Below are 21,778 nucleotides of genomic sequence, written 5' to 3'. Positions count from 1 at the left end.
GTTGGGGGCTGCACACCAAAATTATTATGCACAGATGCCACCATGGCATTGGCATTATTTAAAGCACCACTGCTAATGTTTTGAAGCGTTGACTCATCAAGCTCCGGCATCTTCTCATTTAAGAGTTGGCTGGGGTAATTTTCAAACTCATAAGGCCTCCCCGTGCCGGCTGCAATCCTTTCGCTGCCTATGTAATAAAAATTGGTTGTAATAATGCTGTGCCCTTTGTGCGGTAATCTTACCCTGCCCATCATTAATCCGCTGGGATAAATAAGCGTATTATCCTTAGATATTTCATTGCTTGTTTCCTGCGAATTTAAGGCAATATCTATACGCTCATAATTATACCTTACCACACGGTTGCCGTCCGCATCATAAGTATAAATAGCTATAGGATGGCTGGTTGGGTTATCGGGTTTTAAATCAACTGCTTTAAGGCGGTTTTCTTCATCCCAAATATTTACGCGTAAAGGGGTTGTTAAATTACCCACTGTACTCATAGTCTTAATTTGGTTGCCATTCCTGTCATAAGTTATTCTAAAACTTTTCAATCTTGGGTCCTCAAGGCTTAATGCCCCGCCCCATGATGGCTTTTCTTTTATAATACGCGGCGCATGGGGCTGTTGGTAGCCGTATGCATCATCTCCCACTACATAAGCCCCGGTGGCATAGCCGCCATAATCCAGAACATAACTTGTTTTATGCACAGGGTTACCATTAGTGTCAGGCAGGGGTTCACTACTGTCAGTAACAGGACCCTGCCATTGCTTTTGTGTTTTTCGTTTTATAGTATGGTTGGTATTATACTCCATATCCAGTGTGTACTGCTGGCGTAAATAAGGAGTAGTAAAGTCATTAGGGCCTGTATAACCACCTTCGGCATGCTTAAGGCGGTTATAATCATCATATATATATGTATGATAAGCAGGCCCGCCTATTTTTCCTTCTTCAGGAAGGCTGTATTCTGGCGCCATACTGGTTATACCTATTATATTGGAAAGAGCATCATAATGATATTCTTTTGCAACAGAGGTATCATCTGCAAAAAAAGTAATTATAGTGCTTAGCCTTCTCCTTTCATCATATGTATATTCTGTGGTAGAAACATTCCCAAAGGTAATATACTGCCTTTCTCCATATTCAGTATAGCCAATATCTGTAACAATAGGCTGTATTTCAGGCCCTGAATTTGTTACTGCCGATCTATTAACAGCCTTAAGCATCCCTGCATTATTATAATCATAAGACACTATTTGCATGCTAGGATATATTATTTCCTGTACACGATTCCAGCTATCATATTTCCATTCTGTAAAAAACCAAAATGGCATATACCCGGCCGGTGATACAGATCTAAGGGTTTTAGTTACTTCGCCCATACGGCCATAGCCAAACACTTGTACTCCGGTAGCATCTTCCTGTTGTAAAATACGCCCTACCGCATTCTCAGATTCGGCAAGTTCATCACCTGGCTCACCATATATGTAATTAACATCATTTTGAGGGTTTAACGGATATTTTATTTTTACAAGCCTGTTATGATTATAATGGTAGGTAATTTCCTGCTGTTGTTCAAGTAAATTTGAATTACTTTGAGAAATCATTCTTCCGGCAGGGTCATATTTAAAAGTTACCATACCTCTATCGGGATGACGAACTTCAGTTTTCCGCCCTGCAAGATCATATACATAAGAGCTTATAAAGCCATTATTATCTATAACTCTTATAAGTTCGTTTATAGCATTATATTCAAACTTAGTTGTTATTTCATCATTTTGAACAGTTTTTCTTTGCCTTCCTCTTACATCTGTATAAACTTTAAGGGTTTGATTATTTTCATTGGTTGTATTTTGAACCAGCATATTATTTTCAATACTATAGCTAACATATGCTAATTGAGTTTCACCTGGCTGCTTTAAAGTTCTTACCCTGTCCTTCTCATCATAAGTCATTTCCGTAGGTGGAAGCATTGTACCTGGATTTACAAAAAAATAGTTTAGGGAGGCCGAAGAAATAGTATTAATATTATTTGTGTACCCTTGTACAGCCGGAAGATAGGTTTTAATGGTACGCCCAAATGCATCCTTGCTTTCAAAACCACTTACAAGCCATTTCATATTTTCGCCAACCTGATGTGTTTTTTTTACCTGAATGGGCTGCCCTAAACCATCTATAATACTGATTGTAAGTAACTGGTTAGTACTTGTAGCGCTTCCCTCAACTGCGTATTCTGGGTCAAAATGCCTTGTTATTGCATAGTGCTGCGCATTAGTGGGAGTTGCCGAGGCAGGATTTACTGCTACAAACCTGCCAGAGGCTATACGCATATTATACTCATCTATATTCCATGTATTTTCTTCGCCCTTATATTGCATTCTTATAGTCCAGGCATTTTCTCCCAAAGCCAGCTCATTTGGACCGGTTACTTCAACAACCCTACCCCTATTATCAATTCGAGTCCTCATAGACTCACCATTAATATCAGTAGTAAATGTAGGAATGCCAAACAAATAGTTATATTGCATTGAAGATGATTCACCAAAAGTATTGGTGAATTCTACGGGATACGTGTGTATTTTATCATCATATGTTATATATTTTGTATAATGCACAGTACCCTGATCATCTAAATTATTAAATTCATTAATTTCCTCCATATTACCATAAACATCATAATGATACATAATATCATTATTATCCTCTTCATTAAGCTTAACAGTTATTTGCTTTAGTTTTCCGGTATCATTATATATAGCAGACCTGTATCGCAATAACTGATTTGTTGTGGTTTTATAAACGGCAATAGTTTTAGGAAACGCCAGGGAATTCTCTATTGAAAAATAATCTTCGGAATAATATTCAATAGAAGTCATATAAGTATCTTCAGCACCTTGGCCGCGATCTATATAATTAAGAATATTACCAGCATTATCATATTTAGTAAACTCTTTTATATGAGTTAGAACCTGTCCGCCATTTTCATATACTGAGCTTTTTACTTTTACAGGAGCAATAAACAGTCTTGATTTATCAAGTAGAAGGGTTGAAAGACCCTGCTGAAGATAATTATTGGCAGCATTGGCATTTAAATTTATTATTGGATTATCTGGATTAAGAAGGTTATAAAATGTTTTTTCTTCAGAAAGCATCTGACCTTCCGAATTGTATAATGCATTAGATTTTTCTACTCCGCTTAAATAATAATTTTCATTATGATATGATTTTATGACTTTTCGATATAGTGCTAAATCATCCGGATTTCTCTGTTCAATCTCAACTTTTTCATAACCAAGAAACTCTCTCTCCCTCCGACTGTGTTTTGCATTTAGATAATTAATGGTTGTAAGCGTAGTGTTTGGTTTAAATTGTGCATCACCATTAAAACCATCATCAGTTATAATTTCACTAAGAACCCATTTGCTTTGAGGCATATCATAAGTATTGCCATCTCTTTTGTAATTTACACTCCAGCTTCCTCCTAAAGGAGTATTTACTTTTTTTAATAAGTGTGTTTTACCTGTTTTATTTAAACGTGCTGTAAGATTACCATTATTGGTATCCTTGCTTAAGACATCATACAACCCATCTCCATTTATATCTTGCAGTGTAACTGTTTTTTCACTAAAGCTGGCATTTACACCTACTGATGGTGAAAAAACCACTTTTATAGGTACAAAAAACACTGGAAACCAAAAACCGTAGGTAAATGAAGCGAATACATTTCCGGAAACAGATACATCCTCTTCTATTTTACCATTATAAAAAGGTGTGGAGGAAGTACTAAAACCATTTCCTTTATTTAAATAATATTCATAATAAGTTGCTGTTTTTTTTATCACCAAATCTGGTAATTGGTCGCCATTTATATTTAATAACGCTGCATTCGTTATTGCTGTGCTCTTTGCACCTCCAAAGCCTGCTGCAAAAGACGCTCCAAATGAAAAACTAGGGCCAAGGCCAATATTTTCCCTGGTACTTATTTTTATATCATTATATCCGCTGCCCCATATAATTTCTTCGCTAAAGCCATATCCTATATTTAATCTTACTTTTACTGCATCTTCAGCTATTGTAACTTTATCTGGCAAACCATCACCATTAATATCTAACCATTGTTTAGAATTAAATGATGAACCCTTACTTGCATTAATTCCAGAACTTATATTATTATTGGTTATTACGTTAATAGTAGTATCGAATCCTTTAATAGTGTTACCAGAAGTAGAATTAGGCTTAATAGCAGCAACAGTAATACCAAAAGTTATATCCTCGCTTTTATCTCCTGTTATAAAACTATTTGATATTTTGTTATTAGAAATACCTCCAAGCATATCTGTATATTGAATTTTACTTTCCGAAACCATATCTGGATATCTATCACCATTTAAATCAACATATTGGTTCAGCACTTTTGATTCTGCATTACTTTCAGTTGCACTTCCATATCCAAAATTGGCGGATTTAGCCTTTCCTTTTGAAATAGAGCGTTGTGACATACCAAAAAAATATCCAGAATTACCACTTATTATATCATTAGGATCAACATAAACATCATAAAGATTTCCTTCTCCAAAGCGTCCAGTTACTGCAGTTAAATCATTATTTTCATTATATCCATATACTGCATTTATAGTATTCTCTGTATTTTCATCTACAATTGTTCTATTAACAACACCCTGATTAACATATTTTCTATTTTCATTGTCCTGAATATAGAAGGTGTATCTTATAGGGCTATCACTTTCTTGCACGTCATCAGGATCAATATCACCAGGCACGTCTCCAGGCACATTAGATTCATTGTCAATAACAAATAGGTCTTTATCAATAGGTGCGCTACCAAAATCTTCAGGATTATTTACGTTTACTATCTCTCCGTCTTCATCATGTTCAAACCCATAACCACCATTATATAAAAATTGAGACCATCCCCTATGTAAAATTCCATATGGAGTTATGGATAAGGCATGGAAAGGCTTATCAATCTTAATAGGACTAAATGAATAATTAGATTCTTGATCTGGATGTAGTTTTAATGTTATATCTGCATTGTAGCTAAATTTTTCATTATTAACATAAAATGCACTAAATAAACGCCCCTGTGATTCTATAATATCTTTTATTTCCTTTTTAGTAAGAGTTGCCTCTTTATAATCTTCGGAATATTCAAAATTTGCATTGGGATCAAATTCACTATTATTAAATTTATATTGATATATATTAAGTATTTGTCCTGTTCTATGTAAATAAAAAGTAGTTGAATTTAAAAGCTTTACTCCTACTGAAGTTTCACCTTTTACCACCCAATTGATTTTAATAGGAAAATCTTTATTTTTAAGATGATTTAATATTCCAGGATTGTTAGCTAAATGCGAAAATAAATTATGGCTAATTTTTAAAAAAGCTGTACCTTCATCATCGGGTATAGTATCGTATATTATAGGAGATATTAATTGATTAGTATCGAACCAATACTTGTTTTCTCGTAAATTATTGTTATAAATACTGTAATTTACCGGGGGATAATAATTACCCGTATTAGTTGAAACAATAGGTTTCCAATTAATAGCTTTCCAGTTCACATTTGAGTTACTTTCAACATAAAATTCAAGCATGTCTGTATAGCCTGCCGGTGTAGATGAAATATTTAGAGAATTATTTTCAGCATATACGCCATTATAATTATTATAAGCCTTAATCCATTTTCCTAAACTAATTTCACTGCCATCTTCATTATTAATCCTGCGTCCTTTAACGACAAATCGAATATTATCAGAAAATTGGTATGCTTGATAACTTGGTAGGTTAAAATTAATATTAGTAATATTTCCATGAACCTGAAAATCACCGCCATTGTTCATAATAAAGTCATCCGCCACACTATATTTATTAATATAATTACCGTTTTCATCTGTTACTGATAAGTGCATTGCATTATCAGAATTTGTATAGGTAATAATCGGATTCCATTTAATCTCACCACCATACCCTTCATCTAAATTATGTGTCCTGAAGTAAAATATATCATCTTTATCAACATCAATATAATACATTGCCATACTAGTTTCCTGACCTACAGAAGATAGGGTTTGTGATTTAATGATATTTTCATTTTGCTGAATATTTAATTTAAATGTATTAGGATGTACTCCGTTATTATTTTTATATATTAATTCAGCATTCCCAGTAATTATAATGGTTCCGGTGTAAGGTGCTTTCCAAACCTTTACGTGATCAAATTGAGGATATTCTTCTCTCAATTCAGGAAGACCAGGCAAATTCAAATCGTCTACAACCGATGCATCCATGCCTCCAGATAAAATTGTGTTTTCTGAACCATTTACATTTGTATTAAAATTAATCTCCATACTATCAGTACCATGATTAAAGTATACCTTCTTGTTACTTATTAAATCAGGGAGACCATCGCCATTAAAATCTACAAAGTAATTATCTGTTTCAGACCTGGTTTTACTCCTACTTTTACCAACTCCAAATCCTTTTATATTAGCATCAAAACCGCTTCCCCTGGTTCTTGATTTTGTAGTTGTTAAACGAGATATTCCATTTACTTCATACAACGGGCCGAAGCCGGTTCCGTTATTTTCCCTATATCGCACCCCACTATTATTTTTATATACTTTATCAGGCAATCCATCACCATTAATATCAATAAAACTTATACGGGTATCTTGGCTATTTTTACTGCTACTAAGCGACCCTCCAATTGTATTGCTTACACTCAATACATTCATGCCAGGACCAATACCACCACGCATACCAATTGAAAAACCAGAGGAAACAGAGGTTCCTAATACTGAACCTTGAGGTATAACAAAATTAAGTCCCGGAAGATTAGCTATTGATGAAGAAATATTATCATTAGAGCCTGTCCATTTCTGTGCAGTATTGTTGATTATAGGTCCTGTGGAAATATCATCAAAATAATCAATAGTGTTACTGTAAAACAATTCGTCATTAGTATCAAACTCTGAAATAATTATAAGTTGTTGTTTTTGAAATGCTTTCTCTTTATAATCAAAACGATAAGTTCTTATATTTTTTTTTAATCCTGACTCTATATATGAAACCTGAATTTCAGTAAGAAGATCATCTATTAATTGTACATATCCATTACGCGCGTTAATTATAATATCTTTCCTATTTGTATAAATTGTATTTCCATCAGAAGATACGGTATAATTATTCCGTAAAAAATTAACCTCATAATAATTTGATAAAGATGCATGCATGGTGTACTTAATCTTATTTAAATAAAATTCCTGGGCAATAGTTGTACCACCATCAAGCGATGTAAGAAGCTTAGTGTAAGAATAATCTATATAATTGCCGTAAGGATCCTCAGTTCTTTTAAGTGCCCAGTGACATATATTGCCCATGCTCCCCTGATTTCTAATTACTGTGTTGCTATTCTGGCCATCATAATTGCCATAAAAACTCCTATTGCCCATTTTATCTATTACTTCCCACCAATAATTTTGAGTATTTGTCCCATGGCGAATAATCTTTTGAAAACTTCCTTCTTTACGTGTATAAAAAATTCTTTCACTTAAGCGCGGTATATTACCTTGTCTGTGCGGATTTGTATATTCTGGAGAATTTATAGTACCATTATCAAGAACAAGTTCTTCTCCATTTAATAAATAAATTTCAGATTCTTGAAGTGGATTAAAGGTAGGAACTCCCCATTTTGTACTTAAAGTTATTGCCGGAGTTGAAATATTCCATCCAACCCCCATCCAACCATTGCCTCCATCACTATTATAACTAACTTGTACTGGGGGTTGTAAACCGTTACGGCCTTGTGGTAGTTTTATAGGAAAACTTGTTGTAAGGGCTCCTGTGCTATTAGGCGCTGGTGGAGCAATACTAACAACACCTGCTGCCGGATCGACATATTTCATGTCGGCTATTGTAGTAGGAGTAAAGCTAGCTGTTTCCGGAGATTCAGGTATTTTAATTATTCCGTTAATATAATCCGTATCATTTTGATGAGTTATATCAGTTATAACTTCTTTATTAACAACATCCAGACTATCTACCGGGAGTGCTTTCCAAGTACGCTTGGCTTGGTCAAAACAAAATGTCTTTATATCTTTTGCTGTATATCCGTCAGGTATTTTATTTGCATCATATTTTAAGTGAAGCTTAAAATGTGATGTTACTTTATCTTTTGATTTTTTTATGCGATATCCTTTATAAGAACCCGAAGTTACATTATCGACATCACTATTCACAACTCTAATATCTTTAAAATAAAGTCCTTCAGCAATAAAATTATTAGCGTCTTCATTTATATTTTGAGCTGTAATATATATTGATGTATTTGATTTTGAAAGGGAAGAGGTACTATCAAATTTTAAAATTACATCATCTGCTAATTTTGGTTCTAAAAAATGATACTTAACACCCTCAGATTTATAATGTAAAGGAAACTTAGAGCTGATTTTTTTTTCATTTTTTGAATAAGAAATAGTTAGAGTATCTACATTATTTGACACATCTGTAAACACCTCTTCAAAAACTCCATTTATAACCGGAATTTTTTTACCCAATACCTCTACGCTTTTTACATCAGCAGGAACTATTCCTATTAAATAAATTGTTCCATTAAAATTTGTTATTTCTTTTTCAACCAGTTGTATTTCTTCTTTATCTTTATTTAATAGCTCAATCTTAAAGTTCTTTATTTTATATGAGTATATTTCATTTTCTCTACGATTAAAGTAATTTCGTTAACTCCCGGCTTCAATTGATTTATTGCTATTTTTTCATTTACAGGAACCCAGCTATCAGTTGTAATAGCTGTTTTTCCTCCATATGCAATATTATTATTGATACTTTTAGTTGTATTTGACGCACTTTCCAATCCATATAAATCATATCGAAGAACGGCTTGGTATTTATTTAAATCAATATTTTCCCCCTTTATCTTCATCAATCTTAATTGATTCATATGACGCATATGTAGATTCGTCCAACAAGATAGGTTCGTAATATTCTACATAATTACTATTAAAGTCTGATACCTGCTGATTGCTTACATATTTATCGTGGAGCATCCAAAGCTTTAAATTTGGATTCTCCAATAGTATTGTTCTTAGAGTTTCATATAATCTTAAACGAAAATCTACTTCTATTTTATTTGCTTCCTTTCCAGTACTTTGTGACAGCCATTTTCTTTTAAAGAGTCTTACTCCAAAATCATTTTGTTTTTCATCTAAAACGTTGCTTTGTCCATTATCTCCTAACACAATAAAATTATGATCATCAATAGTAACCATACTTTGTTTTTCAGCATTAGTATCCATCAATTTACCAACAGAAATGACAAGACTGTCTTTATAATGTACACTTTCACTTTGTAGTTGATTTAACCCTGAGATATCATCGCGCCCTATACCAAAAATTCTATCAGCAAAATAGTTATGATTGTACACGCTCCAAAAAATTTTGTTTTTTGAGTCACGATAAGGATTTTTAGTATTTAATGTTATGCCATATTTAATTGCTAAATAAGATTCAACCCTATTCTTTTCGTTGTGAGTTAGTTCATAGGGAAAAGATATAAACTCAGGAAATTTCCCTTGATAATAATCTCCTTCTTCTTCCGGGTTTAAAAAGTATTTACCTATGTAAAAACTTGTTTCACCTTCACTTCCATAACTCTTAAAGATTTTATCATGTATATAAATATTCCAATGATAAAAATTCACATAAGCATTATATTCATTAATAAACGAAGATAATTTTCTATTTACATAGGCACTTGTTGCTCCAAGATCGAAACGATTTTTTATTATTGAATCTGTCAATACATTGGAAGAAAAGCCTTCTCGCCAGCCAGTTGTCAAATGAGAATAACTATATCCACTCGATAGAGGCTCACCAACAAAAAATATATTTCTTGAAGTACTCCTTTCTAAAGAAGCATTATACATAATACATAATTGACCAGTAATAATAGAAGGGTTAAAATTAAACAAGCTTGGCTCATGACTATCAGAACATAAATTTAGATTTATAAATTCTTCTGCAGAATTTACATATATATTTTGTTGAATATCAGTAGCACTTGCAATATACCATACTTCAGCACCTGTAACTCCACCAGGAAATTTTTGAGAATAAACATTTGGTATTATAATTATACATAACAGGGTTAATATAGGTTTAAAATTCATGATTATGTTTTTTTGTTAAAAATATAAAATTAAATCTATTAATCTAACTACATAAGTTAATCATGAAAAAACAAATAGTTAAATTAACTTAATTTAATATTATTTTTTTTTAAATAAGATTTCTGAAAACTGGAATGTACTGTATTAGACTGTCATAAATTTGTGCGCTTTTAAAATTTCAGCTTGATTGATAATAAAAAAGCGCAAATTGCACGAATTATACATTACAATATATTAATAAAAAAACCTGCAATTTTAACTTGCAGGTTTTTAATAACTTAAGATATATGGTCTCTTATTTATTCTTTTCGCAGAGAGGAAGGGATTCGAACCCTCGATGCCCTTTTGGAGCATACACACTTTCCAGGCGTGCGCCTTCGACCACTCGGCCACCTCTCTATTAAGTGGCTGCAAAAATAGAACGAAAAAACCGATTTAAAAAATTATTCCGATAATTCACCGCAAATAGGCAATTCAAAATAAGAGCGGAATTGTGAGGCCGGTATATTCTGCCCTAATAAATACATCAGTTTGGTTATTGCTGCCTCGGTGGTTATATCCTTACCTGATATTATACCTATTTCCTTAAGCAGGGTACTTGTTTCATAATGCCCCATATTTACACTACCACCGGAACATTGCGTAACATTTACTATATGTATGCCTTTTTGTATAGCCTGTTGTAATACCGATATAAAGTATATATCAGTAGGCGCATTACCCGAGCCATAGGTTTCCAGCACCACTCCTTTTAGTCCCGGGCTGTTGAAAACAGAATTAAGCACATTACTATTTATACCGGGAAATAATTTAATAATTACCACATTGCTGTCCATTGCCTTATTTATGGTAAATTCTTTTCCATTACTTTGCAGTAAAAGGTCACGGTTTACTTTTAAATGTACACCCGATTCTGCCAGTGCCGGATAATTGGGCGATGTAAAGGCATTAAAAACCTCAGCACTTATTTTTGTAGTCCTGTTTCCCCTGTATAGCTTATATTCAAAGTAAAGGCATACTTCTTTAATTACGGGCTGGCCATTTTCCGTTAAAGATGCTATTTGTATGGCAGTAATAAGGTTTTCCTTGGCATCGGTACGCAAATCGCCAATGGGCAGTTGCGAGCCTGTAAACACCACAGGCTTAGCCAGGTTTTGCAGCATGAAGCTTAAAGCCGAAGCAGAGTAAGACATGGTATCAGAACCATGCAATATTACAAAACCGTCAAAACTGCTGTAATTTTCTTCAATCAGTGTAGCTATTTTTGCCCATTTATCCGGATTCATGTTAGAAGAATCAATAGGCATATCAAATGATACCGTTTCAATATTACAGTCAAGCTGCTTTAGTTCTGGTATTCTTTGCAGGAGTTTTTTAAAGTTAAATGCTTTTAGGGCACCGCTTTTTAAATCCTTTACCATACCTATGGTGCCGCCGGTATAAATAAGTAAAATATTAGGGTTAAATTGCATCCTGGTATTTCATTTTATTTACAACAGGATTGGCATACATTGCCAAAAATCCTTCGCGCATAACTTTATTTCCAATATCTATGCGCATTTCAAGGCGCCTTTCAAAAAGCAGCTTTTCCTTCTCGGTATATTTATCCGAATATTGGCTGGTATTGTGCAGTAAATCAAAAGCTATATAATTTGTAGGCCAAAGTTTATAGGAACTTAATATAGCATCATCAAGTACCTGTGCCAGTGCCTGTATCTGTTTATTTTGGTTGTCCTGTTCCTCTTTTATCTTTACTAATTCAGAGTCGAGTACATCGCATACATGAATATGTATACGCTTTTTCTGCCCCATTATACCACTTAATAAAGTAGTAAAATCCTCATTTTTTTCCTTTATATATATTTCATCTTTTGCCTTGGCCATAAGCTGCGGCATTTTAAGGGCATCGGTAGGATCATATTCATAGGATATAGAAACCGGTACTATCTTTATCTTCCTGAAATAATCCATCAGGTTTTCCTCGTCTGAAGCCATTGCAAGCATTTTTAGCACACCCTGCTGGGTGGCATCATTACCGTCTTTGGTACGGCCTTCACGCTGTGCTATCCATACAGAACGGTTTTCCCGTGATACAAGGCGGTATATATATTCTGACATTAGCTTTGAGCTTTGCAGCAACTCACGCGGAGAAAGGCTGCGCTGTACAAGAAAGTTCCTGTTAAGCCTTGAAAGCGTATGCAAAAAAGATTTTTGAACCAGGTTATCCCCTATTGCAGAAGCCGTCATAATCTGCCCGTAATCATACAGGCACACATTAAGCAGTGAGGTATCCAGTATTATATCCCTATGATTGGATATAAAAAGGTATGGCGTATGCTTTTCCAGTTTTTCGAAACCCGAAGAGGTTAGTCCTTCCGAGCTTTTTTCCAATACCTTTTGCACGGCATGGTAAATAAAATTAATCTGGAAATCGCGTTTGGAATGCGTTTTTAGCAATTGCCCCGCCCAAACTTCTTCTTCTGTATCAGGAAAAGTAAAACTCATCAGGGCTTTCATCATTGGGTGATGCACTACACTACGTATAGCCTCGTTCACTTCACTATCATAAAAAGGCCTGATATGGTCAAATTTGGACATTATCAATTAAGGTTAAAACAATCTCACAAATGAACGAAAATTTTATTAATTTAACCGATATTCTTTGTTAAATCCCAAAAACCTGTTTGGAGTTGGCAGTAGTTATTGCGGCAATTTCCTCTACCGAAACATTATATATCTGCGCCAGTTTTTCTGCCACCAATACAGTGTAACTGCTTTCATTCCTCTTGCCCCTGTATGGCACAGGCGCCAGGTAAGGCGAATCGGTTTCCAGCACTATATGTTCAAGCCCTACTTTTGATAGGAATTGGTCTATTTTACCATTTTTAAAGGTTACCACACCGCCAATACCCAATTTCATATTATAGGAAATGGCACGCTTTGCCTGCTCAAAATCCCCTGTAAAGCAATGAAAAATCCCATACAGGCTATCACCCTTCTCGCTTTCCAGCACCTCAAAAACCTCATCAAAAGCATCGCGGCAATGAATATTAATGGGCAGGCTGTACTTCTTAGCAAGCTGAATCTGGTACTTAAACGCTTCCTGCTGCTCTTTAAGCCTGGTTTTATCCCAATACAAATCAATCCCTATTTCGCCCACTGCTGCAAATTTCCTTTTGGCAAGCTGGTTTTCAACAAACAGAAGTTCTTCTTTATAATTATCCTTTACATACGTTGGGTGCAGCCCCATCATCAGGAAAATATTTTCGGGATATTGCTTTTCCAACTCATACATTTTTTGGGCGTAAGATGAATCAATAGACGGGACAAAAAGCCTTTTTACTCCTGCCTGCAGGGCACAATTAATCATTAAGTCCCTGTCGGCATCAAACTCTTCACTGTATAAATGTGTATGTGTGTCAGTAAAAATCATGTTATAAATTTCTGCTGCAAAACTACAAACTTAAGGGCACATTAGAAGTACAAACAGAAATTTTAAAGTATTTTTGGTATTTACACAAAACATAAAATGGAAAATTTGTATCCTGTACTAAAGGAAAAAGGCTATAAAAAAATTAAATTTAAAATATCAAAAACGCAGCACCTTCTTATTAGTGGTACTATTAATGGCATAAAAGGAAATTTTATTCTTGATACAGGCGCATCCAACAGTTGTGTTGATTTTAAAGGTATTGAATTTTTCGGGCTTTCCGCCTCGGATTCTGATACTAAGGCAGCGGGTGCAGGCGGCACAGGCATGCTTACACAAACCTCTGTTAAGAACACACTTAAACTGGGACGATGGACTACCAAAAATTTAGGGCTGGTTATTTTTGATATGTCGCATGTTAATGAAGCTTTGTTACAATATAAAGCAAAACCCGTACATGGAATTATAGGCGCTGATATATTATTGAAAGGCAAAGCAATTATAGACTATTACAATAGCTGTTTTTATTTAAAATAAAAAGGGATGGTTTAAACAAAACCATCCCTTTTCTATATAGTGACTTTGCTTATTAAAGTTCCAAAGCCTTTTTAGGATTATTATCCATAAGCAGTTCCATAGGGTTTTCCAAACCTTCTTTTACCGCTACAAGGAAGCCAACCGATTCTTTACCATCAATTATCCTGTGGTCATAAGAAAGGGCCACATACATCATAGGGTGAATCTCAACTTTACCGTCAACAGCAATAGGGCGCTCAATAATATTGTGCATACCCAAAATACCTGATTGCGGAGGGTTGATAATAGGTGTTGAAAGCATACTGCCAAACACACCACCATTTGATATGGTAAATGTACCACCCGTCATATCATCAACAGTTATCTGTCCGTCGCGTGCACGTGTAGCCAAGCGCTTAATTTCAGATTCTATGCCACGGAAAGTTAATGCTTCTGCATTCCTTACTACAGGCACCATAAGCCCTTTTGGCCCGGAAACCGCTACAGATATATCGCAGAAGTCATACGATATTTTGTAGTCGCCATCAATCATGGAGTTTACATCAGGGTAAAGCTGTAATGCCCTTACTACAGCCTTTGTAAAGAACGACATAAACCCAAGGCCAACACCATGTTTGTTTTTAAAGGCATCTTTATATTCGCTCCTGATTTTATTTATAGGTGTCATGTTTACCTCATTAAAAGTGGTAAGCATGGCTGTTTCATTTTTAGCGGAAACAAGCCTTTCTGCCACTTTTCTGCGAAGCATTGACAGCTTGCTGCGCTCAGAGCCGCGGTTACCGCCCGTTGGCGTACCCATGCTGGCTTTAGCATTCACGGCATCATCTTTTGTAATCCTGCCGCCTTTTCCTGTTCCTGTTACTGTGGCAGGGTCAATATTTTTTTCGTCAAGTATTTTTTTAGCCGCCGGCGAAGGTGTACCCGCAGCGTAGCTTTTTTCAGCAGGTGCTTCTTTTTTGGTTTCTTCCTTTTTCGGCTCTTCTTTCTTCTCCTCAGCTTTTGGCGCTTCCTCCTTTTCTTCTTTTGCGGGTGCTGCACCATCCGGCTTAGCTGCATCAGTATCTATAAGGCATACAACCTGCCCAACTTTTACAGCATCCCCTTCTTCTGCCTTTAGGGTAATAACACCGCTGGCTTCGGCAGGAAGCTCAAGCGTAGCTTTATCTGAATCCACCTCGGCAATAGCCTGGTCTTTTTCTACATAATCACCATCCTTCACCAGCCATGTTGCAATTTCAACTTCTGTAATTGATTCCCCCGGAGAAGGAACTTTCATTTCTAAAATCATGTCAATATAATTTTACTTGGTGTTGCTATTTCTTTTTGAAAAATCAAAAATACAATTTAATTAAACAAATCTTTATCAAAAACCATGGCTATGGCAGCAGCATGGCGCTTTTTGGCACGCGTATAACTTCCCGCAGCAGGCGCACTGTATGCTTTTAAAGATGCCACCCTCAATTTAACTTCGATGAAGTTCATCAGCATATAGCTGTAGGCTCCCATATTCCTTGGTTCCTCCTGTGCCCACACATAATCGTCGGCATTTTTATATTTTGCTATAACTTCTTTCAACTGCTCTACAGGAAGCGGGAATAGCTGTTCAATCCTTACAAAAGCAACATCATCGCGCTTAAGGTTCTCCCTTTCAGCCACAAGGTCATAATAAAACTTACCTGTACAAAATACAAGTGTCTTTACTTTTTTTGCATCGGCTTTAGGGTCGTCCAGCACTTCGTGGAAACTGCCGTTTGCCAACTCCTCTTTTGTAGAGATTACATCTGGGTGGCGTAACAGGCTTTTAGGTGTAAACACTATTAAAGGCTTGCGGAAACTAGTTTTCATCTGCCTCCTTAGAAGGTGGAAAAAGTTAGCCGGCGTTGTACAGTCGGCCACATACATATTGTGGTTGGCACAAAGCTGAAGGTAACGTTCCATACGTGCAGAAGAGTGTTCAGCACCCTGCCCCTCATATCCATGCGGAAGCAGCATTACAAGGCCGTTCTGGTTATTCCATTTATCTTCGGCAGCACTTATGTACTGGTCTATCATAATTTGGGCGCCATTGGAAAAATCACCAAACTGTGCCTCCCAAATGGTTAATGTATTAGGGCTTGCCAACGCATAACCGTAATCAAATCCTACAACACCATATTCTGACAATAGTGAGTTGTAAATATAAAATTTACCTTTTTGGTCTTTAAGCGTGTTAAGCGGCACAACTTCTTCTTCCGAATCCTCTACCTTTATAACCGCATGGCGGTGGGAGAATGTACCTCTTTCAACATCCTGGCCGGAAATACGCACATTGAATCCTTCACTTAATAGTGAACCGTATGCAAGAAGCTCGCCCATAGCCCAGTCAAGCTTGTCAGACTCATACATATTTTTCCTGTCATTAACCAGCTTTTGTATCTTACTGATAAATTTTTTGTCTTTAGGCAACTCAGTTAATACCTGCGCAACATCATTAAGTATATCTAAAGAAAAAGCAGTATTAACCTTTTGCAGCATGGTAGCTTCATCAGCCTGCGCAAAACCTTCCCATTCATTTTGCATGAACGGGGTAATTATGGTCAGGTCTTTTTTTCTGGAAGCTTCAAGGCTTTCCTCAAGACCTGATTTATATTCTTTTTCTATCTCAGCTACATGACCCTTTTCTATAACACCTTCGCTAATCAGTTTTTCGGCATATAAATCTCTTGGATTTTTATGTTTTGCAATTAGTTTATACAGGTTAGGCTGTGTAAAGCGTGGCTCATCACCTTCATTATGGCCGTACTTCCTGTAGCCAAGTAAATCGATAAACACATCGCTGCCAAACTCCATCCTGAAATCCAGTGCAAAAAGCACAGCATGCACCACTGCTTCGGCATCATCTGCGTTTACATGCAATACAGGTGAAAGGGTTACCTTGGCAACATCGGTACAGTATGTAGAGGAACGTGCATCAAGATAATTAGTGGTAAAGCCTATCTGGTTATTTATAACCAGGTGTATTGTTCCACCTGTTTTATAACCGTCAAGCTTGGCCATCTGCACAATTTCATATACTATGCCCTGCCCGGCCACGGCTGCATCGCCATGAAGTGCAATAGGCAATACTTTGGAATTATCTTCCTGAAAGTGCCTGTCCTGTTTTGCCCTTGCAATACCCTCTATAACCGCGCCTACCGTTTCAAGGTGCGATGGGTTGGGTGCAAGGTTTATATTTATTTGTTTGCCATTCCTTGTTTTTTTATCGGCAGTAAGCCCAAGGTGGTATTTAACGTCTCCATCAAACATGGCATCATCATCATAGTCCTTACCGTCAAACTCACTGAAAATATCAGCAGCCGGCTTGCCAAACACGTTTGCCAGTACATTTAATCGGCCCCTGTGCGCCATACCCATAACAAACTGCTCAACGCCTTTATCGGCAGCCGCTTCTATAAGCGCATCCAGCGCGGGAATAAGCGATTCCCCACCTTCCAGTGAAAATCGTTTTTGCCCTACATACTTGGTATGAAGGAAATTTTCAAAAGAAACAGCTTCATTTAATTTTGACAGTATTGATTTTTTCTGTTCTGCCGAAAAATCAGGGTTGTTTTCATTGGCTGTAAGCCTGTTTTGTATCCACTTCCTTACCTGTGGGTCGCGGATGTACATATACTCAATACCAATATGGTTGCAATATACTTTTTCAAGATGGTTTACAATCTGCTGTAACGTAGCCTGTTGCAAGCCCACTTCCTTACCTGCATCAAAAACCGTGTTAAGGTCTGCATCAGAAAGCCCAAAATTTTCAAGGGCAAGCGTTGGAGTATAATTCCTCCTCTCCCTTACCGGGTTGGTTTTTGTAAATAAGTGCCCTCTTGTCCTGTAACCTTCAATAAGGTTAAGCACTTTAAATTCTTTCTGTATTTTTTCAGGAAGGCCGGAATAGTCTGAAACCGGCTGTGTTGCCACCTCGCCTGATTGACGGAGCTGCTCGGTTTCAAAAAAATCTGTGCCGTAATCTGTGTTAGCGAAATCAAATCCCTGGAAAAAGCTCCTCCAACTGGGCTCTACACTATCAGGATTTTCTATATATTGGTCGTATAAATCTGCAAAGAAAGCAGTATGCGCTGCATTTAAAAAGGAAAACCTGTCCATACCTAATGTCTTTATGACTTTTTGGTTTAAAAAATTTTACGCAAAAGTACAACAATTGTAATAATCTTTCAGCGTTTTTTATACTTTTATGTTTAGTGATTATATATTATTTACACTTTATGAAATCAGGGGTTCACAATTTTTTAACAAAATCAGCCATAATTATAATATTATTTTCATTCAATCTTGGCCTTGCACAAGATTCAGACTTTTGGAGCAGGGTGCGTTTTGGAGGAAGCTTCGGCCTTGCCTTTGGCAACGGCTATACTGATGTTACCATTGCACCCGGCGCATTATATGAAATAAATGACTATGTAGGTGTTGGGCTGGGCCTTCAGGGTACTTACGTAAACCAGAGGCGGTATTATTCATCTTTTATTTATGGTGCATCTGCAATAACGGTATTTAACCCCATACCGCAGGTACAGCTTTCGGCAGAAGTAGAGCAGTTACGTGTTAACCTTGATGTTGATGATGGATTTTCCGATTACACAAGGGATTTTTGGAATACAGCGTTATTTTTAGGCGCAGGCTACCGTATGGAAAATGTAACTATCGGGTTGCGGTATAATGTTCTTTTTAAGGAAAATGATTTTGTGTACAGCGATGCCTTAATGCCTTTTATAAGGGTTTATTTTTAGAAAATCTAAAAATAAAGATTACCGCTATTTAATAACAATTCTTAATTTAATACCTATTCCTGAACCATACTTTTTGCCATTCCCTTTTTAGTATAAGGAAAGCTACCTGTTCGCTAAGCTCGGCAATATCGCCGCCGTTCAGTGCCTTAATCTCTTTTTCGGGCACATCAGTTATATAAAGCAGGTTAAGGTATTCGGCAAACTTATGCTGGATAAGTGTATATATTTTTTCCTGTAAGCCCAACTTTAAATTTATAGGTGACAGTACCGTTTCAAAATCCACAGGCTCATTGGCAAGGGCAAAGTCCTTATTAAGCTGCTCTATCAGCTTGCTGTATAAATCTTCCTTCTGTGCCTGGCTAAGCAGTAGGTCGGTATTGGCAGGAGCTACATACATCATACTTTCCTTTCCATTAGTTTTTGCCCAAATACTTTAAGCAGCTGTTTTTTTGGCTCCCCTATATCCATTTTTTGCAGTGTTTCAAAAGCTTTATCAGTATAGTGGGCAATGGCTTCTTTAGTTGCATCATCTGCCCCGGAGTTTTGAAAAATCTGTTTTACGGCAGTAACTTTTTCTGCACTTTCCTCCGGCTGAACAGAGAACCATTGCAGCAGGCTTTCCCTGTCATATGGGTTAGCATACTCCAGTGCTTTTAAATAAAGATAGGTTTTTTTATTCTCAATAATATCACCCCCCACCTGTTTACCAAAAGTTTCAGGATCGCCAAATGCATCAAGATAATCATCCTGTAACTGGAAAGCCAGCCCCAGGCTACACCCAAAATCATAAATCAGGTTACAATTTTCAGGACTTGCCTGCGCTACTATGCCGCCCATTTTCATAGCTGCACCAACCAGCACGGCAGTTTTATATTCAATCATTTTAAGGTATTCCTGTATAGTAACATCATTACGCCCTTCAAAGTCAACATCCCATTGCTGGCCTTCGCAAACTTCAAGCGCAGTTTTACTGAATAATTTGGCGAGCGACTGAAAAACAGCAGGCTCATAACATTCAAAATAGCGGTAAGCCAATATAAGCATCGCGTCCCCCGAAAGTATTGCGGTATTAACATCCCATTTTTCATGCACCGTGCTGTTACCGCGCCTTAAAGGGGCAGCATCCATAATATCATCATGTACAAGCGAAAAGTTATGAAACATTTCTACAGCTATGGCAGCAGGCAGTGCTTCTTTATAATCAGCACCGAAAATTTCGGCACTCATTAATGTGAGTACAGGGCGCATGCGCTTTCCACCTAATGAAAGTATATATTTTATGGGTTTATACAAATTTTCAGGCTCCTGGTCCTGCAAGTGGGTAGCAAAATATTCAGAAATGACCTGCTGATAGTGCGCTATTGGCTGCATAAGCAATTTTTCAGCTAATATAGGCTATTCAATACTGTATTCAAAAAAAATAAACTTTGGAAACTTTTTTGGTTTTAAAAGTTTCCTTAACTACCTTTGCTGCCGAAAATGAAATGAAGAATGAGGGAAACTATTTTACAGAAAGCTACTAAAATGTTTTTATCGCTTGGCTTTAAAAGCGTTACAATGGATGATATTGCCAATGAACTGGGTATTTCCAAAAAAACAATATACCAGCATTTTGCCAATAAAACCGATTTGGTGGAAGCAGCTACCGACAATCTTTTTGAAACGATAGCGTCCGGGATTGACAACATAAGGGAGCAGGACAAAAACTCTATTGAGGAAGTTTTTATTATTCGAAGTTTTATAATGCAGCACCTTAATAATGAAACAGCATCTCCATTTTATCAACTGCAAAAGTTTTTTCCTAAAATTTTTTCATGCCTGCGCATAAAACAATTTGAAAAAATGAACGGCTGTATGATTGAGAACCTTAAAAAAGGAATTGAAAACGGGATATTCAGGCCGGACATAAATATAAATTTTGTGTCCCGTATATATTTTACAGGATTAACGGGAATTAAAGACAGTGAAATATTTCCCCAAGATGTTTTTGAAGTTGAAAAACTAACAAAAATGTACCTTGAGTACCACCTTAGAGCTATTGTTACGCCAAAGGGATTAAGCATTTTAGAAAATTTTATTTAAAAAAAAATGTAAAAATATTTTGCAGATAAAAAAATGGCAATAAATTTGCATTGACAAAATTGTCAAACAAAAAAGTTAAACAAAAATGTCAGCTAAAATAGAAATAGATACAGAAGCCTTAATAAAAGATACTGCCAAAAAAATATTTTTTGGGGAAGGCCGATTTAATGCCACAACGCAGGAGATAGCCGATGCAGCAGGGGTTAACCGCACACTAATAAATTATTATTTCAGGTCGCGTGACATGTTGTTCCAAAAGGTGTTTGAAGAAGCACAGGAAGAAGAGTTCAGGCTTACAAAAATTATAGTAGACTCTGATTTACCTTTAAAAGAAAAGGTAAGCCGCCACCTGGATATTTTCTTTGAGCAGACAAAAAAATACCCATACCTGGAAATATACATGGTTACACAGATGAACCAGGGAAGCTGCTACAAGGATAAAGAAGCAATGAATACGCTTTTAGATAAGTTTTACCTGGAGATAGGGCTGGAAATGGATAAAGGCAATATTAATAAAATGAGGCCGGAACAGTTTGTCCTAAACTTTGCCTCGCTTACATCATTCCCTGTTTCCATGCGCCCGTTATTTCAGGAAACTATGGGCTTTACCAAAGAACAGTATGACAAGCTACTGGAAGAAAGAAAAGACATTATACTTAAAACACTTTTTATTCACTAAATCATCCATCAATAAATACAGTTAACATGAACATTACCCTTAAACTTAAAAGCATTTACCTTAACGGTAT

14 protein-coding genes and 1 tRNA gene are annotated in these 21,778 nt (G+C 36.2%); 4 read left to right on the top strand and 11 right to left on the bottom strand.

Features of this window, described 5'->3' with window-relative positions:
• The 7 genes from GSF09_RS13680 to GSF09_RS13650 all read right to left on the bottom strand — a co-directional run.
• Positions 1–8,576 (bottom strand): SpvB/TcaC N-terminal domain-containing protein (locus GSF09_RS13680; RefSeq protein WP_159802450.1); only part of this gene is annotated, 8,576 nt, incomplete at its 3' end.
• A gap of 131 nt (positions 8,577–8,707) precedes the next feature.
• Positions 8,708–8,959, bottom strand: coding sequence for a hypothetical protein (locus GSF09_RS13675; protein WP_159802448.1), 252 nt, complete (start codon positions 8,957–8,959; stop codon positions 8,708–8,710).
• The gene (locus GSF09_RS13670) at positions 8,934–10,205 is read right to left on the bottom strand and encodes a hypothetical protein (protein WP_159802446.1); all 1,272 of its coding nucleotides are present in this window, start codon (positions 10,203–10,205) and stop codon (positions 8,934–8,936) included. The genes GSF09_RS13675 and GSF09_RS13670 overlap by 26 nt, the downstream gene beginning before the upstream one ends.
• Positions 10,206–10,516: 311 nt before the next feature.
• Positions 10,517–10,604, bottom strand: a tRNA-Ser gene (locus tag GSF09_RS13665).
• 44 nt (positions 10,605–10,648) lie between these two features.
• On the bottom strand, positions 10,649–11,677 hold the full coding sequence (locus GSF09_RS13660) for an asparaginase (RefSeq protein WP_159802444.1): 1,029 nt from the start codon (positions 11,675–11,677) through the stop codon (positions 10,649–10,651).
• Entirely contained in the window at positions 11,667–12,803 is a 1,137-nt protein-coding gene (locus GSF09_RS13655; protein WP_159802442.1) for a 1-acyl-sn-glycerol-3-phosphate acyltransferase, read from the bottom strand. The genes GSF09_RS13660 and GSF09_RS13655 overlap by 11 nt, the downstream gene beginning before the upstream one ends.
• Before the next feature lie 67 nt (positions 12,804–12,870).
• Positions 12,871–13,638, bottom strand: coding sequence for a TatD family hydrolase (locus GSF09_RS13650; RefSeq protein ID WP_159802440.1), 768 nt, complete (start codon positions 13,636–13,638; stop codon positions 12,871–12,873).
• A 96-nt stretch (positions 13,639–13,734) separates the two neighbouring features.
• Here GSF09_RS13650 and GSF09_RS13645 point away from each other — a divergent pair, with 96 nt between their 5' ends.
• Positions 13,735–14,172 (top strand): retropepsin-like aspartic protease, encoded by a 438-nt coding sequence (locus GSF09_RS13645; RefSeq protein ID WP_159802438.1) that lies wholly within the window; start codon positions 13,735–13,737, stop codon positions 14,170–14,172.
• 52 nt (positions 14,173–14,224) lie between these two features.
• On the opposite strand, the gene odhB is transcribed toward GSF09_RS13645, so the two are convergent.
• Together odhB and GSF09_RS13635 are read right to left on the bottom strand one after the other, a co-directional pair.
• Positions 14,225–15,460, bottom strand: coding sequence for a 2-oxoglutarate dehydrogenase complex dihydrolipoyllysine-residue succinyltransferase (gene odhB / locus GSF09_RS13640; protein WP_159802436.1), 1,236 nt, complete (start codon positions 15,458–15,460; stop codon positions 14,225–14,227).
• A 56-nt stretch (positions 15,461–15,516) separates the two neighbouring features.
• Positions 15,517–18,306 carry a 2-oxoglutarate dehydrogenase E1 component gene (locus GSF09_RS13635; protein ID WP_159802434.1) on the bottom strand — a complete coding sequence of 930 codons (2,790 nt, stop codon included), beginning with the start codon at positions 18,304–18,306 and terminating at the stop codon, positions 15,517–15,519.
• A 119-nt stretch (positions 18,307–18,425) separates the two neighbouring features.
• On the opposite strand from GSF09_RS13635, the gene GSF09_RS13630 reads away from it, so the two are divergent.
• Positions 18,426–18,947, top strand: a complete 522-nt coding sequence (locus GSF09_RS13630; protein ID WP_159802432.1) for a hypothetical protein — start codon at positions 18,426–18,428, stop codon at positions 18,945–18,947.
• Positions 18,948–18,993: 46 nt separating this feature from the next.
• Here the strand turns inward: GSF09_RS13630 and GSF09_RS13625 are convergent, their stop codons facing one another.
• Together GSF09_RS13625 and GSF09_RS13620 are read right to left on the bottom strand one after the other, a co-directional pair.
• A complete protein-coding gene (locus GSF09_RS13625; protein WP_159802452.1) occupies positions 18,994–19,344 on the bottom strand; it encodes a hypothetical protein in 351 nt (116 codons plus the stop codon).
• Positions 19,344–20,318, bottom strand: coding sequence for a polyprenyl synthetase family protein (locus GSF09_RS13620; RefSeq protein WP_159802430.1), 975 nt, complete (start codon positions 20,316–20,318; stop codon positions 19,344–19,346). Before GSF09_RS13620 ends, GSF09_RS13625 begins: the two co-directional genes overlap by 1 nt.
• Positions 20,319–20,438: 120 nt before the next feature.
• On the opposite strand from GSF09_RS13620, the gene GSF09_RS13615 reads away from it, so the two are divergent.
• Both GSF09_RS13615 and GSF09_RS13610 read left to right on the top strand, forming a co-directional pair.
• Positions 20,439–21,029, top strand: a complete 591-nt coding sequence (locus tag GSF09_RS13615; RefSeq protein ID WP_159802428.1) for a TetR/AcrR family transcriptional regulator — start codon at positions 20,439–20,441, stop codon at positions 21,027–21,029.
• 85 nt (positions 21,030–21,114) lie between these two features.
• A complete protein-coding gene (locus GSF09_RS13610) occupies positions 21,115–21,708 on the top strand; it encodes a TetR/AcrR family transcriptional regulator (RefSeq protein WP_159802426.1) in 594 nt (197 codons plus the stop codon).
• The last annotated feature ends 70 nt before the right edge of the window (positions 21,709–21,778 follow it).

The sequence above is a fragment of the Flavobacterium sp. MK4S-17 genome, from assembly GCF_009848495.1.
Lineage (GTDB): Bacteria > Bacteroidota > Bacteroidia > Flavobacteriales > Flavobacteriaceae > Flavobacterium.
Note: the sequence above shows the minus strand (reverse complement) of the source record. Positions and strands in the feature narration are given on the sequence as shown.